Origin of the sequence: Burkholderia sp. Bp9016 (genome assembly GCF_003857765.1) — a bacterium.
Lineage (GTDB): Bacteria > Pseudomonadota > Gammaproteobacteria > Burkholderiales > Burkholderiaceae > Burkholderia.
Map to the genome: position 1 here is coordinate 59,971 of NZ_QTPY01000023.1, position 14,657 is coordinate 74,627.

The window sequence follows — 14,657 nt, forward strand, 5'->3', positions numbered from 1 at the left end:
GCATTCGTGACATTTTTATGACAATTGCATAGCGTCGCGCAATCGCCCATGCGGTTGTTGCGTCCCGTCTCGCGTCGCGGCAGGCTGTGCGACGCTGCCGCACATCGAACGACAACCGCCCATTCGAGGAGCACACGACGTGAACGACACCCCCGATCGCCCCGACGACCTTCCCGTTGATCCCGACCGCCGCCGCGTACTCGGCGGCCTTGCCGCGCTCGGCGCGGGCGTCGCGCTCGGCGGCTGCGAGACCGTGCCGGGCGGCGCGCCGCGTTCCGCCGCCGACCAGCGGCTCGACGAAGCACTGCGCCGGCAGGTGCGCCACATCGTCGTGATCTATGCGGAGAACCGCAGTTTCGCGAACCTGTACGGCGATTTCCCGGGCGTGCGCTATCCGCTGAGCGACGTGCAGCCCGCGCATGCGCAGCAGCTCGATCGCGACGGCAAGACGCCGCTGCCGGTGCTGCCGAAGATCTGGGGCGGGCTCGTGCCGCAGGCGCAGGAAGTGGACGGCAAGCGCTACGCGATCGCCGAGCGCGACATCGACCAGTTGCCGAACGCGCCGTTCCGGCTCGCCGACACGCAAGGCAAGCCGCTGCCGAACGGCGTGATCACACGCGACCTGTGGCACCGCTTCTATCAGAACCAGATGCAGATCGCGGGCGGGCGCAACGACCAGTTCGCCGCGTGGGCCGATTCGGGCGGTCTCGTGATGGGCCACTACCGCAATTCGGCCGACACGTTGCGGCTGTGGAATCTCGCGCGGCAATACACGCTGTGTGACAACTTCTTCATGGCGGCCTTCGGCGGTTCGTGGCTCAACCACATGTTCCTGATTTCCGCGCAACCGCCGATCTATCCGGATGCGCACAAGCAACCGCATGCAGGAAAGCTGCTGTCGAAAGTCGATGGCGACGATCCGGCCGGCATGCGCCTGACGCTCGCCGCCGATTCGCCGGCATCCGCACTCGACGGTCCGCCGAAGTTCGTGAGCGACGGCCCGTTGACGCCCGACGGCTACGGCGTCAACACAATGGCGCCGCCGTACCAGCCAAGCTACGTGCCGCCGCCCGACCCGGGCAACGCCGCGTATGCGGACCCGTCGGATCACCGCGTGATCCCGCCGCAGGCTCATGCGACGATCGGCGATCGCCTGTCGGAAAAGAACGTCGACTGGGCGTGGTACAGCGGCGCATGGCAGTACGCGCTCGACCATCGCGATACCGGCACCGTGCCCGATTTCCAGTACCACCACCAGCCGTTCAACTACTTCGCGAATTTCGCGCCGGGCACCGACGCGCGCCGCCGGCACCTGCGCGACGCCGGCCTCGGCGACGAGCCGTCGACCAACCACTTCATCGCCGACATCGACGCGGGCCGCCTGCCGGCCGTCACGTTCTACAAGCCGCAGGGCAACCTGAACATGCATGCGGGCTACGCGGACGTCGAATCGGGCGATCGTCACATCGCGAACGTGATCGAGCACATCCGGCGTGGCCCGCAGTGGGCGAACACCGTGATCGTGATGACGCACGACGAGAACGGCGGCTGGTGGGATCACGTCGCACCGCCGGTCGGCGATCGCTGGGGCCCCGGCTCGCGGATTCCGGCGCTGGTGATCTCGCCGTTCGCGAAGAAGGGCCACGTCGATCACACGCTGTACGACACGAATTCGATCCTGCGCTTCATCAGCCGCGTGCACGGGCTCGCGCCGCTCGACGGCGTCGCCGCGCGCGACAAGGCGTTCGCGTCGCGCAATGCAACGCCGCCGGGCGACCTGACCAACGCGCTCGATCTCGCGTGACGGCGCGATGATCGGCGGACGTCTGCGTGACGTCGGCATCGAACGACGACGCCCCGGTGCAACGCAGCTGCCCGGGGCGTCGTGTTTTTCCGGATGAACTACGCCGCGCTGCGCAACGCGTCGGTCATCGCATGCGCCGCGTGGCGGCCGGCCTGCCGGCCGAAGAACGTCGCGTCGGCCAGCGAGAGCCCCGAGCTGTATCCGGCGCCCCAGCGGGGCAGCCCGCAACTCGTGCGGCCGGCCGCATAGAGGCCCGGCACCGGCGTGCGCGTCGCGTCGAGCACCTGCCCGGTCGGCAGCGTATCGAGCCCGCCCAGCGTGAAATGCGGATAGAACGCATAGTCGATCCGGCAATCGAGCGCGACGAACGGCGGCTCGATCAGCGGCTTCAGCCATTTCTTCGCCTTGTGGAACAGCGGATCGACACCTTCGGCCGCATGGCGGTTGTACACGTCGACGGTCGCCGTCAGCGTGCCGGCCGGCATCTGCAGGTCGCGTTCGACTTCCTCCCAGGTCTCGCCCGCCGCCGCGATGCCGATCCGGGCGATGTCAGGCGGCGCCTGGTAGGTCGCCTGATCGACCAGCAGGTAGATCCGGTCGTCGGCCTGATGGAACGCGTGATGGCCCGTGCGACCGTGATAGCCGTCCTCGTTGATGAAACGCTGGCCGCGCGCGTTCACGAAGATCCCGTGAATCAGCGATTCGGGCGCGTAGAACGGCAGGCTGACGAAGCCCTGGTCCATATGGATCGCCGCACCACCCGCGCTCTGGCCGAGCAGGATGCCCGAACCGTCGTCGCCGGGACTGCCGATCGGTTCGTCCGAGCGCAGCAGTTGCGGCGCGTGCCGGCGCACCATGTCGCGGTTCATCGCAAAGCCGCCGGCGCACAGGATCACCGCGCGGCGCGCGCGCACGCATGCCGTCTCGCCGTATGCGCGCAGTACGACGCCGCACACCGCGCCGGTATCGTCGACGATCAGCGCGAGCGCCCGGGTGTCGTAGCGCGTCGCGACGCCGAGCGCCTGCACGCGCTCGGCCAGCACGCGCATCAGCATCTGGCCGCCGCCCCAGCCCGGCCATTGCGGCGTGTGGCCGCGCGGACACGGTTTCGCGGCGTCGCTGAACGGCCACGCTTCCTCACTGCCGGACCAGATCAGGCAGTCGTCGGTTTCCGGCTCGACGATCCGCTCGGGGATGAACGTGTTCTTGTACGTGAGGCCCTGCGCGACCAGCCAGTCGTGGTGCGCGAGGCTTTCGTCCGCATAGGCGCGCACCTTCGCTTCGTCGGCGTCGCGGCCGCCGGCGAGCATCAGGTAGCGGTACAGGTCCTCGGTTTCGTCGACGAAGCCCGCCCGGCGCTGCGCCGGCGTGCCGCCGCTGCCGCCGAGGTAGATCTCGCCGCCGGACAGCGCGCTCGTGCCGCCGTAGCTCGACGCGCGTTCGACGATCAGCGTGTCGGCGCCGGCGCTCGCGGCTTCGATCGCCGCGCATGCGCCGGCCGAGCCGAAGCCGACGATCACGACGTCGTGTTCTGCGTCCCAGCGATGCACGTCGCGGGCGTTCAGGGGGCGGGTCAGGGAGTATTCGGATGACATGGGCATGGATAGGCGTGAACGGAATGCGTGAAAGGCGATGGTCGGGATGGCGGCTGGCCTGGCTGCGTTGCGCCCGGATAAGAGCGTCGCCACGTCGCGGATGCCGATCCGGGCGGGAGGCGGCACGAATGCGGGCCGCGGCGTGATATCGCGCGGCGGCCGGGCGTCGATCGACGGGAGGCCGGATCGTCGATGCGATCCGGCCGATGCACAGCGAATGCGCGATGCGCCTTCGCGCAGTCCGTCCGCACGCCGCCGCACCGTGTCGCAGCGGGGTCCTTCCGACACGGCGCACGGCCGCGCCGGCCTCACATGCCGCGCAACGCGGCGAAACCGAAGTGCGACGGATCGATCGGCACGCAACCGGTCGGCAGGCCGCTCTGGTCGACCGAGCGGCATTGCAGGATGCCGGCAGCATATGGCGGCGACGGAACGCGATCGACGCCGTATCGCGCCATCGCCATCGCGGCGAACGTGCCCATCGCCAATACGCACAGCTTGCGAGTCGTGAGTCTCATGATCGTCGTCCCCTTCGGTTGACCGCTCCCGCGGTTCGAATCCGGCTCGGTGGCAACAGCACCGGATGACTGCACGGTAGCCAGCGCCGGGCCCGCGGCCATCGTCCATTTCGACTAGGGGCAAACGCGAGGCGGGCATTCGAAGCCGTTGCGCGTCGCAACATCGCGCCCGGGAAATCGTCGGGACGATTGGAAAAGGCCTGGGCGGCGGCGCCGTCGGGACGGGCTCGCCATCCGCCGACAAAGGCCCGATCGCCGCCGCCGCATCGCAGCATAGAACGGTGCACGGACATCGTTCCCGGTGTTTTCCCCGAGCCGCACCCTGCTCCGTATGGACGATGAGGATCGACCGGTCCGGTGCGAACCTGCGCATCGACGTCGCAATGCCGCCGCGTCCGTGTGTGCGGCGCGGCCGCTCTTTCCGTTCATCCACGGAGTACCGCATGACCGATTCGAATTCCCGCCACGCGCTGTACGAGCTCGCGTGCCGTTACGCGCAAGCCGTCGACCGGCGCGACTGGCCACGCCTTGCCGCCCTCTTCACCGCCGACGCGCAGCTCGACGGCCCCGGCTTCCGCTTCGCCGACCGCGACGCGATCGTCGCCGGCATGAGCGCGATCGAGCGCTACGAGACGACCCAGCATCACGTGCACAACCAGCTCGTCACGCTCGACGGCGGCGAGGCCGACGTCGAGACGTACAGCGTCGCGTGCCACGTCTATGTGCGCGACGGCGTGAAGCGCAAGCTCGACTGGGGGCTGCGCTATCGCGACCGCTGCGTGTTCGACGGCGCGGCGTGGCGCTTCGCCGCGCGCACGCTGCACGTCGACTGGTCGCAAGACCTGCCGCTGGAGGGCTGAACGATGCACTCATCACGCCCCCTCGCCGGCCGCACCGCGCTCGTCACGGGCGGCGCAGGCGGCATCGGCGCGGCCTGCGCGCACGCGCTCGTCGCCGACGGCGCAGCCGTCGTATTGATGGGCCGCCGCCGCGACGCGCTCGAACGCACGCAGCGGCAACTGACCGATGCGGTTCCCGGCAGCCGCGTCGCGGTCCACGCCGGCGATGCTTGCGACGAAACCGATCTGCAGGCTGCGCTCGACACCGCGTGGGCGCTCGACAGCCGTCTCGACATCGTCGTGCCGACGGTCGGCGGCGCCGGATTCCGGCCGCTGCTGATGCACGACGCCGAGAGCTTCCGCGCCGAAATCGACCTGAACCTGCAGAGCGCATTCGTTGCGATCCGGCATGCCGCGCCGCGGCTCGCCGACAGTGGCGGCGGCGCGATCGTCTGCATCTCGTCGACCGCCGCGCAAATCAATTTCCGCTGGCTGTCCGCGTACTGCGCCGCGAAGGCCGCGCTCGAAGCGCTGGTGCGCGGCGCGGCCGAGGAACTGGCCGGCGCCAGGATTCGCGTGAACGCGGTACGCCCGGGCCTCACGCGCTCGGAAGCGACCGCACCGATGTTCGCCAACCAGTCGCTCGTCGACAGCTTCCTCGAACAGATTCCGCTCGGCACGCTCGGCGAACCCGAAGCGATCGCGCATGCGGTGCGCTATCTCGCGGGCCCCGAATCGGGCTGGGTCACGGGCCAGAGCTTCGCGGTCGACGGCGGCCATGAACTGCGCACCAACCCGCGCGTCGACGACACGATCGCGCAGATCTACGGCGCGGCCGCACTCGACGCGGTCAAGGCCGGCCGCGCCCCGGGCGCGGCATGAGCGCCCGCCTTCTTTCAACGTCAAAGGAATCCGACAGGACATGAATCGAGTCGCAAACAAGGTTGCGCTGATCACCGGCGCGGCAAGCGGCGTCGGCCGCGCGGATGCGCTGTTGCTCGCCGCCGAAGGCGCGCGCGTGGTGCTGACCGACATCGACGGGGACGCGGGCCTCGCGCTCGCGCGCGAGATCGGCGACGCGGCGCTGTTCGTGCGCCACGACATCGCCGACGAAGACGGCTGGCGGCACGCGATCGCGGCGACGCTCGAGCGCTTCGGCCGCCTCGACGTGCTCGTCAACAACGCGGCGATCTGCCCGGTCGGCTCGATCGAGGACACGAGCCTCGATACGTGGCGCCGCGTGATGCGCACCAACGCGGACGGCTACTTCCTCGGCTGCAAGTACGCGATCGGCGCGATGAAAGGCAACGACACGCCGGGCTCGATCGTGATGATGTCGTCGGTCGCCGCGCTCGGCGGCCTGCCCATGATGTGCGCATACACCGGCTCGAAAGGCGCGGTGACGGCGCTCGCGCGCAGCGTGGCCGTGCACTGCAAGCGCAGCGGCTACCGGATCCGCTGCAACTCGATCCATCCGGACGGCATCTGGACGCCAATGACGCAGGCGCTGATGCCCGGCCTCGACCCGGCCGAGCTCGGCATCGGCAACGATCCGATGGCGCGCATGTGCGATCCGCAGGACGTCGCGAATCTCGTGCTGTTCCTCGCGTCCGACGAATCCCGTTTCGTGAACGGCGCGGAACTGCGAATCGACAACGCGCAACTCGTTTCGTCGCTGTGACGCGACGCGCGACTTTCCCCATCCCAGGAGTGTTCCGATGATTTCATTCACCGGCAAGACCGTGCTCGTCACCGGCGGCGGCGCGGGTATCGGCCGCGCATGCGCGGAGGCGTTCGGCGCGGCAGGCGCGCGCGTCGCGGTCGCCGAGATCGATCCGGCCCGCGCGCAGGACGTGCGCCAGGCGCTCGAAGCGGCGGGCGTCGATGCGCTGGTCGGCACCGTCGACGTGACGCGTCGCGACGAAGTCGAGGCGTTCGCGCGTACGCTCGATGCACGCTTCGGCGGCCTCGACGTGCTCGTCAACAACGTCGGCGATTTCCTGCAGATCGCGAAGCCGTTCGACGACTGCACCGACGACGACATCGCGCGGCTTTTCGACGTCAACCTGCGACAGGTGTTCCTCGTCACGCGCGCGATGCTGCCGTTGCTGCGCAAGCGCGGCGCAGGCAGCAGCATCGTCGGCGTGTCGTCGATCGAGGGCTTTCGCGCGATTCCGAACTGCACCGTGTATGCGTCGTTCAAGGCGGCGCTGACCGGTTTCACGAAAAGCCTCGCGCTCGAACTCGGGCCGGCCGGCATTCGCGTGAACCAGATCGCGCCGGAGACCACCGAGACGCCGCAGGTGCCCGTGAGCGCGATGGTCGCGGCCGAGCATCAAGATCACATTCCGCGCTGGATTCCGCTCGGGCGCTTCGGCGCGGCCGGCGACATCGCGGGCGCCGCGCTGTTCCTCGCGAGCCCGCTCGCCGCATGGGTCACCGGTACGACGCTGCACGTCGACGGTGGCGCCCTCGCCGCGGCCGGCTGGTATCGCGACCCGAACGGCTTCTGGACCAACATGCCGGTCGTCACCGGCAACGGCTTCAATTTCTGAGCAGCATCCGTTCATTTCATGCGGCGCGCGAGCGCCGTCACCGGAGACACCATGAAAATCCTGATCATCGGCGGCACCGGCCTCATCGGCGGCCACGCGGCGCTGCACCTGCACGCGCAGGGCAACCACGTGACGCTCGCCGCGCGCAAACCGCCCGCCCCGGGCAGCGCGCTCGCGCAATTCGACGTGCTGCAGCGCGACTACGTGGCCGGCAACTTCACGCGCGACGATCTCGCGCCGTTCGACGCGATCGTGTTCGCGGCCGGCAACGACATCCGCCACCTGCCGCCGGGCACCGACGAAGCCGCGCACTGGGAACGCGCGAACGTCGAAGCGGTGCCGCGCTTCTTCGCGCTCGCGCGCGAGGCCGGCGTGAAGCGCGCGGTGCTGGTCGGCAGCTTTTATCCGCAGGTCGCGCCTGCGCTGGTCGACAGCGTGCCGTACGTGCGCTCGCGCCATCTCGCCGACGAACGCGTGCGCGCGCTCGCGTCGCCGTCGTTCGCGGTGTGCAGCGTCAATGCGCCGTTCGTGGTCGGGTCGGTGCCGGGGCTGCGCAACGAGATGTTCGCCGCGTACACGGGCTATGCGCAGGGCAAGCTCGCCGGGTTGCCCGTGTACGGGCCGGCCGGCGGCAGCAATTTCATCTCGACGCAATCGCTGTCGGAGGCGATCTGGGGTGCGCTGCAACGCGGCGAAACCGGCAAGGCCTATCTCGTCGGCGACGAGAACCTGAGCTTCGCCGAGTACTTCGCGGCGTTCTTCCGCGCGGCCGGCAATCCGCAGACGGTACCGTCGCTCGACCAGGAGCATCCGCTGCTGCCGGACCTCGCGATCTATACCGGGCGCGGCAACGTCGTGTCGTACGAGCCCGATCCTGCCGATACGGCGCTGCTGCGCTACCGGCGCGGCGATGTGCAGCGCGCGGTGAACGAAGTGGTCGCGCATTGCGGCGCGTAAGCACACGGCGCGACACACGCGAAACAAGGCGCGAAGCGTAAACGACGACGTCCCGCCGCCGGCCATGCATGCCGGCGGCGGGACGTTCGGGTGTCGACTGCGCTACTTCGTTGCGTCGAAGCGGAGCGTCAGCCGCCGATGCGCTGTTCGATCTTGTTCATCGTGTCGGTCAGCTCGGCAGGCAGACGCAGCTTCAGCGTGTCGAACAGCTTCGCGTGCAGCTTCAGCTCCTCGCGCCATTCGTCCGCGTTCATCGACGTCACCGCATCGAACTGCTCTCGCGTGAAGTCGAGTCCCTCCCAATGCAGGTCGTCATACGCCGGCGACACGCCGAACGCATGCTCGCCGCCTCCGCCGTTGCCTTCGAGGCGATCGAGCATCCACTTCAGCACGCGCATGTTCTCGCCGAAGCCCGGCCACACGAACTTGCCGTTCGCGTCCTTGCGGAACCAGTTCACGCAGTAGATCTTCGGCAGCTTCGCGCCCGCGCCTTCGAGCTGCTTGCCAAGCTTCAGCCAGTGCGCGAAATAGTCGCTCACGTTGTAGCCGCAGAACGGCAGCATCGCGAACGGGTCGCGTCGCACGACGCCCTGCTGGCCGACGGCCGCGGCGGTCGTCTCCGAGCCCATCGTCGCGGCCATGTACACGCCTTCGACCCAGTCGCGCGCTTCGGTCACGAGCGGCACGGTCGTCGAGCGGCGGCCGCCGAAGATGAATGCATCGATCGGCACGCCGGCCGGATTCTCCCAGTCGGCGTCGATCGACGGACATTGCGACGCCGGCGCGGTGAAGCGCGAGTTCGGATGCGCGGCCTTGCGCCCCGTTTCCTTGCCGATTTCAGGCGTCCACGGGTTGCCCTGCCAGTCGGTCAGCTTTGCCGGCGGCGTGTCGGTCAGCCCTTCCCACCACACGTCGCCGTCTTCCGTCAGCGCGACGTTCGTGAAGATCACGTTTTCCTTCAGCGTCGAGATCGCGTTCGGGTTGGTCTTCACGCCGGTGCCCGGCGCGACGCCGAAGAACCCGGCTTCCGGGTTGATCGCGTACAGGCGGCCGTCGCGGCCCGGCTTCAGCCACGCGATGTCGTCGCCGATTGTCGTGACCTTCCAGCCGTCGAAGCCCTGCGGCGGAATCAGCATCGCGAAGTTGGTCTTGCCGCATGCGGACGGGAATGCCGCCGCGACGTGATACTTCTTGCCGGCCGGCGAGGTCACGCCGAGGATCAGCATGTGTTCGGCGAGCCAGCCCTGGTCGCGGCCCATCGTCGATGCGATGCGCAGCGCGAAGCACTTCTTGCCGAGCAGCGCGTTGCCGCCGTAGCCGGAGCCGAAGCTCCAGATCTCGCGCGTCTCGGGGAAGTGCACGATGTACTTCACCGGGTTGCACGGCCACGGTACGTCCTTCTGCCCCGCTTCGAGCGGATGGCCGACGCTGTGCACGCACGGCACGAACTCGCCGTCCTCGCCGAGCACGTCGTACACCTCGCGGCCCATGCGCGTCATGATTCGCATGTTCACGGCCACATACGGGCTGTCGGACAGCTCGACGCCGACGTGCGCGATCGGCGAGCCGAGCGGGCCCATCGAGAACGGCACGACGTACAGCGTGCGGCCGCGCATCGAGCCGCGGAACAGCCCGTTCAGCGTCTCGCGCATTTCTTCCGGCGCGATCCAGTTGTTGGTCGGGCCGACGTCGTCGGCCGATGGCGTACAGATGAAGGTGCGGTCCTCGACGCGCGCGACGTCCGACGGATCGGATTGCGCGAGATACGAGTTCGGGCGCTTCGCCGGGTTCAGGCGCGTGAGCGTGCCCTGGTCGACCATCGCCTGGCAGAGTGCGTCGTTTTCTTCCTGCGAGCCGTCACACCACACGACGCGTTCGGGCTCCGTGAGCTCGGCGATGCGCGACACCCAGTCGATCAGCTTGCGATGTTTGACGAATGCCGGCGGAGCGATCAGCGAGCCGCGTGTTGCTTCGGCCATGGTGTTTTGCGACATGGGAATGTCTCCAGATTATTGGGCAGGGATGGGGGTGCGGGGCGAGCCCGCGAGATGAGGAATGCGATCGGAGCGCAGGATGCAGCGACGCGCAAGGCGGGACGCGCGAGCGGAGCGCGTGTCGATGCCGCGATGCGGGCGAGAGAATGTGATGTCTCGAATGAGCGTGCGAACGCGAGTTTCGCCATGCAAGCAACCTGCCGTACAACTCCATGCCGGCCAGCATACCATCGCCGTTATCGGGCGCGCGTTGCGTTGCAACAAGAAACAACTGTGACGCCCTGCCGGCATGGCGCTTGCCGGCAGGTTCTTTTTACTGCGCGCACGCGGTCGCTTTGGGGACGAATCCGCTGGAACGTCCGCCCGGAAAGGGTTTCGCGAAAACGGAAAAAACAGCGCGACGCATTCGTGCGTGCGCACGCGAACCCGCGCGGCCCGAATTAGCGTTTTCGCTATTCAGGCAAACCCCGAATTAGGTTGCGTACACAAACATCCGGCATGAATGCGTTGCGTACGCTACCGCTCAAAACGGCGCGCCCGGCAATCCGGGGTAATACGCGCCCGCCGCCATCCCGCCGTCGACGGACAGTTCTGCGCCGTTGCAGTACGACGCCTCGTCGCTTGCGAGAAACAGCGTCGCGCCCGCGATTTCTTCGGGCAGGCCGACCCGCTGCAGCGGCACGTGCGTGTAATGCTTGTTGACCTCGTCGAGCGGCGCGCCGGCCGGATTCGACATCGCGGTGTTCACGCCGCCCGGATGAATCGAATTCACGCGCACGCCCTGGTGCCCGAGTTCGAGCGCCGCAACCTTGGTGAGTCCGCGCACGCCCCACTTGCTCGATACGTACGCGGCCAGTGCGTTCACGCCGCGCAGCCCGTCCACCGACGAGATGTTGACGATCGAGCCGCGCTTCTGCGCGATCATCCGCGGCGCGATCGTGCGGATGCCGACGAACGTGCCGACGAGATTGATCGACACCGCACGCTCGAAATCGCGTTTCGACAACTCGGTGATCGCGCCGAACATCAGCACCGCCGCGTTGTTGACGAGCACGTCGATGCGGCCGAACTGCTCGACGGCCGCGTCGGCCACGCGCTGCCAGCTCGCTTCGTCGGCCACGTCGAGCCGCATGAAGCGCGCCGCGTCGCCCAGTTCGCGCGCGAGCGCTTCGCCTTCCGCATCGAGCACGTCGCCGATCACGACGCGCGCGCCTTCCTCGACGAACAGCCTGCACGTCGCCGCCCCCATGCCGCGTGCGCCGCCCGTGACGATCGCCACCTTCCCTTCCAGTCGACCCATGTTGTCCTCTTTCAGATTGTTCCGATGCTTTCCGATTCCGGGTTGCCGGCCGCGATGCGCGACGGTGCGCACGCGTGGGCGGCCCGTGTCTGGCGATGCGCGCATCCCGCGCTCGCCGTCATCCCCAGTACGCCTGCCCGCCGTCGAGCGGCAACGTCGCGCCCGTCAGATACGCGGCGTCGCGGCTCGCGAGAAACACGATCGCGCGTCCGATGTCCTGCTCGCAGTCGCCGACGCGGCCGAGCGGGATCGTGCGGAAGAACGCGGCGGCTTCGTCCGGGTTCGCATCGACCCAGCCCTTCAGCCCCGGCGACAGTGCATGCGGCGCGACCGCGTTCACGCGGATGCCGTCGGCGCCCCATTCGCAGGCGGCCGCACGCGTGAGCGCGCGGATCGCTTCCTTGGTCGCCGCGTATGCGCCGTAACCGGACGTATCCCAGCGCACTGCGGCCGACGACGCGAAATTGACGATTACGCCATCGCCCTTCAGATGCGAATGACATGCGCGCATCATCCGTAGCGTCGCGATCGGCCCGGATTCGAGGCCCGCGAGAAAATCCGCGTCCGTCACGTCGAGCAGGCGGCCAAGCGGCACGACCTGCGCGTTGTTGATCAGGATCTGCACGCCGCGAAACCGCTCGACGACCGCATCGACGCACTGCGCGATCTGTTCGGCGTCCATCACGTCGCAGACGAACGGCTCCGCAACACCGCCGCGTGCGCGAATCGCCTCGCACGTCGCGACCAGCTTGTCGCGCGTGCGGCCGACCACGGCCACCGCCGCGCCTTCGGCCGCGAGCGCCTGCGCGACGCCTTGTCCGACGCCCTGCCCCGCGCCCGTCACGAGCGCGACCTTGCCTTCAAGAATGCCCATGCGCGCTCCTTACGCCACGATCGCCGGATGCGCCTGCACGGGGCCGCCGAGCATGTCGCGATACGACGGCGGCTGCTTGCCGTCGAGATCCGCGATGCCGTACCGCAGCGCGGCTTCCGCGCCGACCAGCACCTGCCCCGACAGCGCCATGCGTTGCGGATCGGCGTGGATTGCCTGAATCACGCGGCCGGTGAATTCCGGGCTTTCGGCAACGAGCGAGAATTCCTTGTACAGATCGGGATGCTCGTCCCACACGCGCGTCGTGCGCTCGGTGCGCAGCGGGCCCATCCAGATGGATACCGCTGCAACATCGAACGGTTTCAGGTCGACCGCCATGTCCTTCGCGAACTTGTCGACGCCGGACTTCTGCGCGCCGTAAGCCGCGCCGTGCATGTAGCAGCTCGCGCCGAACGACGACGTGAATGCGATCAGCCCGCTGCGGCGCTTCGCCATCAGCGGCGCCGCGTACCAGCTCGCCACGTAGGCCGAGCGCAGCCCGACGTCGAGGATGTTCACGAGGTCGAGCGACTTCTCCCAGAACGGGCCGGGCAGGATCAGCTGATCGTGCAGATAGGTCGCGTTGTTGACGAGGATGTCGAGCCGCCCGGTTTCGCGTTCGACCCGTTCGAACAGCGCCTTCACCTGCGCGTCGTCCGCGTGGTCGCACGCGACCGCGATCCCGCGGCCGCCGAGCGCGTCGATTTCGCGCGCGGTCTCGTGGATCGTGCCGGGCAGCGGCGCGTCGCCTTGGTTCTGCGAGCGGCCCGTCACGTAGACGGTCATGCCGGCCGCGCCGAGCGCGCGCGCGATGCCCTTGCCCGCGCCGCGCGATGCGCCCGTCACGACGGCGACCGGCGCCTCGTGGGTCTGTGTCATGTTCGATGTCTCCTGGGAAATATTCTCGACCGGCGTCGGGGTGCGCGCGGTCATGCGGCCGGCGGCTGCGCGCCGGCGAACAGCACGCCGGGCGCGTCGCCTTCGTAGCGGGCGGACAGCGTCGACGTGACGACGCAGCGCGTGGCCGCGATCTTCCATTCGCCGTCGACCTTCCGGTATTCGTCGTCATAGGTCGCGCCGAGCTGCGTGAGCGTGCGCGCGTTCGTATCGAGCATCTGGTAATGCAGCCCCCACGTGCCGCGTGCATGCGTGTCGTCGAGCACGGCGATGTCGGGGTTCACGCCGTGGTGCATCTCGACGATGTGCGGGTGGCAGCCGAGCCGCTCGAACACGTCGACGAGCGCATCGCGATGGTCGAACGTGCCGATCCGGCCGTAGTCGATGTGCACGGTGCCGGGCGCGAAACAGTCGCGCATGCCTTGCGGATCCTTCCGGTCGCAGCACGTGAAGTAGCGGGCCTTCAGGCGGCGGATCGCATCGGCGTCCTCGAGCCTGCGCACGCGTACTTCCATTCGTTCGATCGGGGTCATGCCGTCTCCTTGGTCTCGTGTACGCGGATCGAAGCCGCGTCGACGCCACGTTACAGGCGCACGAGATCGCGGCCATCACCTGTTTGGATGAATTCGGTGGTCTGTATCGGCGGGCGCCGACGATGCCATCGCCGCGTTCGTCCGAACAGACGATGCGACGCAGGCGGCTTCGTTCCTACCATCGAACGACACCACCACGAGATATGGCGATGGACGATACGACCCGCACGCTCTTCGAATACGAGCAGATCCGGCAGTTGAAGTACCGGTATTTCCGCGCGATCGACACGCACGACTGGTCGCTGCTCGAACAATGCGTGACCGAGGACTGCGAAGTGCGGCTGCAAGGCGGCCGCTATGCATATGACGGCCGCGACGCATTCGTGTCGAGCCTGCGCGCGCTGATCGGCAAGCCGAGCTTCCTGACGATGCATCACGGCCATCACCCCGAGCTCACGCTGGTGTCCGCCGATCACGCATGCGGCGTGTGGTTTCTCGAGGATCACGCGATCAATCTCGAGGACAACTACCTGGTGCACGGCACCGCGTTCTACGACGACCAGTACGTGAAACGCGACGGCGTGTGGCGCATTCACGCGACGCGCCACGAGCGACTGTTCGAGACCGTCACGTCGCCGATTCCGCCGTCGTTCGCGCTGACCGAGAACCGCTTCGCACCGCGTACGCACGATGCGGCCGCTTCAGCGGCTTCGGCCGAATCGGCCGATTCCACCCTCAACGCTTCCTGAAACCCGGCGGCAGCGCCGCCGATCCTGTCATTCCCTCTGGAGCCG

14 protein-coding genes are annotated in these 14,657 nt (G+C 68.2%); 7 read left to right on the forward strand and 7 right to left on the reverse strand.

The features are described 5' to 3' along the window. The first annotated feature begins 139 nt into the window (after nt 1-139). Nucleotides 140-1,804 carry an acid phosphatase gene (locus tag DIE13_RS25185; RefSeq protein ID WP_124829808.1) on the forward strand — a complete coding sequence of 555 codons (1,665 nt, stop codon included), beginning with the start codon at nt 140-142 and terminating at the stop codon, nt 1,802-1,804. Nucleotides 1,805-1,902: 98 nt separating this feature from the next. On the opposite strand, the gene DIE13_RS25190 is transcribed toward DIE13_RS25185, so the two are convergent. Both DIE13_RS25190 and DIE13_RS25195 read right to left on the reverse strand, forming a co-directional pair. Then, a complete protein-coding gene (locus tag DIE13_RS25190) occupies nt 1,903-3,399 on the reverse strand; it encodes an FAD-dependent oxidoreductase (protein ID WP_124829847.1) in 1,497 nt (498 codons plus the stop codon). 308 nt (nt 3,400-3,707) lie between these two features. Beyond that, on the reverse strand, nt 3,708-3,917 hold the full coding sequence (locus DIE13_RS25195; RefSeq protein WP_124829809.1) for a hypothetical protein: 210 nt from the start codon (nt 3,915-3,917) through the stop codon (nt 3,708-3,710). Between the two features lie 443 nt (nt 3,918-4,360). Here DIE13_RS25195 and DIE13_RS25200 point away from each other — a divergent pair, with 443 nt between their 5' ends. From DIE13_RS25200 to DIE13_RS25220, 5 genes are read left to right on the forward strand one after another with little or no spacing between them, the layout of a single operon-like run. After that, nucleotides 4,361-4,777 carry a nuclear transport factor 2 family protein gene (locus DIE13_RS25200; RefSeq protein WP_124829810.1) on the forward strand — a complete coding sequence of 139 codons (417 nt, stop codon included), beginning with the start codon at nt 4,361-4,363 and terminating at the stop codon, nt 4,775-4,777. A 3-nt stretch (nt 4,778-4,780) separates the two neighbouring features. Continuing rightward, nucleotides 4,781-5,638 carry an SDR family NAD(P)-dependent oxidoreductase gene (locus DIE13_RS25205; RefSeq protein ID WP_124829811.1) on the forward strand — a complete coding sequence of 286 codons (858 nt, stop codon included), beginning with the start codon at nt 4,781-4,783 and terminating at the stop codon, nt 5,636-5,638. Between the two features lie 40 nt (nt 5,639-5,678). Further along, nucleotides 5,679-6,437, forward strand: coding sequence for an SDR family oxidoreductase (locus DIE13_RS25210; RefSeq protein ID WP_124829812.1), 759 nt, complete (start codon nt 5,679-5,681; stop codon nt 6,435-6,437). Between the two features lie 37 nt (nt 6,438-6,474). Further along, nucleotides 6,475-7,311, forward strand: a complete 837-nt coding sequence (locus DIE13_RS25215) for an SDR family NAD(P)-dependent oxidoreductase (protein ID WP_124829813.1) — start codon at nt 6,475-6,477, stop codon at nt 7,309-7,311. Between the two features lie 51 nt (nt 7,312-7,362). Then, nucleotides 7,363-8,268, forward strand: a complete 906-nt coding sequence (locus DIE13_RS25220) for an NAD-dependent epimerase/dehydratase family protein (RefSeq protein ID WP_124829814.1) — start codon at nt 7,363-7,365, stop codon at nt 8,266-8,268. A 128-nt stretch (nt 8,269-8,396) separates the two neighbouring features. Here DIE13_RS25220 and DIE13_RS25225 read toward each other — a convergent pair whose 3' ends face one another. From DIE13_RS25225 to DIE13_RS25250, 5 genes are all read right to left on the reverse strand, one after another. Continuing rightward, the gene (locus tag DIE13_RS25225; protein ID WP_124829815.1) at nt 8,397-10,262 is read right to left on the reverse strand and encodes a phosphoenolpyruvate carboxykinase (GTP); all 1,866 of its coding nucleotides are present in this window, start codon (nt 10,260-10,262) and stop codon (nt 8,397-8,399) included. A gap of 523 nt (nt 10,263-10,785) precedes the next feature. Further along, nucleotides 10,786-11,562: a glucose 1-dehydrogenase gene (locus DIE13_RS25235; protein WP_124829816.1), complete on the reverse strand. Its 777-nt coding sequence runs from the start codon at nt 11,560-11,562 to the stop codon at nt 10,786-10,788. A 118-nt stretch (nt 11,563-11,680) separates the two neighbouring features. Further along, complete coding sequence (locus DIE13_RS25240) at nt 11,681-12,436, reverse strand: SDR family NAD(P)-dependent oxidoreductase (RefSeq protein ID WP_124829817.1); 756 nt, start codon at nt 12,434-12,436, stop codon at nt 11,681-11,683. 9 nt (nt 12,437-12,445) lie between these two features. Further along, nucleotides 12,446-13,312 carry an SDR family NAD(P)-dependent oxidoreductase gene (locus tag DIE13_RS25245; RefSeq protein ID WP_124829818.1) on the reverse strand — a complete coding sequence of 289 codons (867 nt, stop codon included), beginning with the start codon at nt 13,310-13,312 and terminating at the stop codon, nt 12,446-12,448. A gap of 50 nt (nt 13,313-13,362) precedes the next feature. Next, nucleotides 13,363-13,863, reverse strand: a complete 501-nt coding sequence (locus DIE13_RS25250) for a nuclear transport factor 2 family protein (protein WP_124829819.1) — start codon at nt 13,861-13,863, stop codon at nt 13,363-13,365. 209 nt (nt 13,864-14,072) lie between these two features. Between DIE13_RS25250 and DIE13_RS25255 the strand changes: the two genes are divergently transcribed. After that, complete coding sequence (locus tag DIE13_RS25255) at nt 14,073-14,612, forward strand: nuclear transport factor 2 family protein (protein ID WP_124829820.1); 540 nt, start codon at nt 14,073-14,075, stop codon at nt 14,610-14,612. The last annotated feature ends 45 nt before the right edge of the window (nt 14,613-14,657 follow it).

Bases quoted from the DNA above. Each gene is read 5' to 3' on its own strand.
- DIE13_RS25190 (WP_124829847.1), bottom strand. From the start codon at position 3,399: ATGTCATCCGAATACTCCCTGACCCGCCCCCTGAACGCCCGCGACGTG.
- DIE13_RS25195 (WP_124829809.1), bottom strand. From the start codon at position 3,917: ATGAGACTCACGACTCGCAAGCTGTGCGTATTGGCGATGGGCACGTTC.
- DIE13_RS25200 (WP_124829810.1), top strand. From the start codon at position 4,361: ATGACCGATTCGAATTCCCGCCACGCGCTGTACGAGCTCGCGTGCCGT.
- DIE13_RS25205 (WP_124829811.1), top strand. From the start codon at position 4,781: ATGCACTCATCACGCCCCCTCGCCGGCCGCACCGCGCTCGTCACGGGC.
- DIE13_RS25210 (WP_124829812.1), top strand. From the start codon at position 5,679: ATGAATCGAGTCGCAAACAAGGTTGCGCTGATCACCGGCGCGGCAAGC.
- DIE13_RS25215 (WP_124829813.1), top strand. From the start codon at position 6,475: ATGATTTCATTCACCGGCAAGACCGTGCTCGTCACCGGCGGCGGCGCG.
- DIE13_RS25220 (WP_124829814.1), top strand. From the start codon at position 7,363: ATGAAAATCCTGATCATCGGCGGCACCGGCCTCATCGGCGGCCACGCG.
- DIE13_RS25225 (WP_124829815.1), bottom strand. From the start codon at position 10,262: ATGTCGCAAAACACCATGGCCGAAGCAACACGCGGCTCGCTGATCGCT.
- DIE13_RS25235 (WP_124829816.1), bottom strand. From the start codon at position 11,562: ATGGGTCGACTGGAAGGGAAGGTGGCGATCGTCACGGGCGGCGCACGC.
- DIE13_RS25240 (WP_124829817.1), bottom strand. From the start codon at position 12,436: ATGGGCATTCTTGAAGGCAAGGTCGCGCTCGTGACGGGCGCGGGGCAG.
- DIE13_RS25245 (WP_124829818.1), bottom strand. From the start codon at position 13,312: ATGACACAGACCCACGAGGCGCCGGTCGCCGTCGTGACGGGCGCATCG.
- DIE13_RS25250 (WP_124829819.1), bottom strand. From the start codon at position 13,863: ATGACCCCGATCGAACGAATGGAAGTACGCGTGCGCAGGCTCGAGGAC.
- DIE13_RS25255 (WP_124829820.1), top strand. From the start codon at position 14,073: ATGGACGATACGACCCGCACGCTCTTCGAATACGAGCAGATCCGGCAG.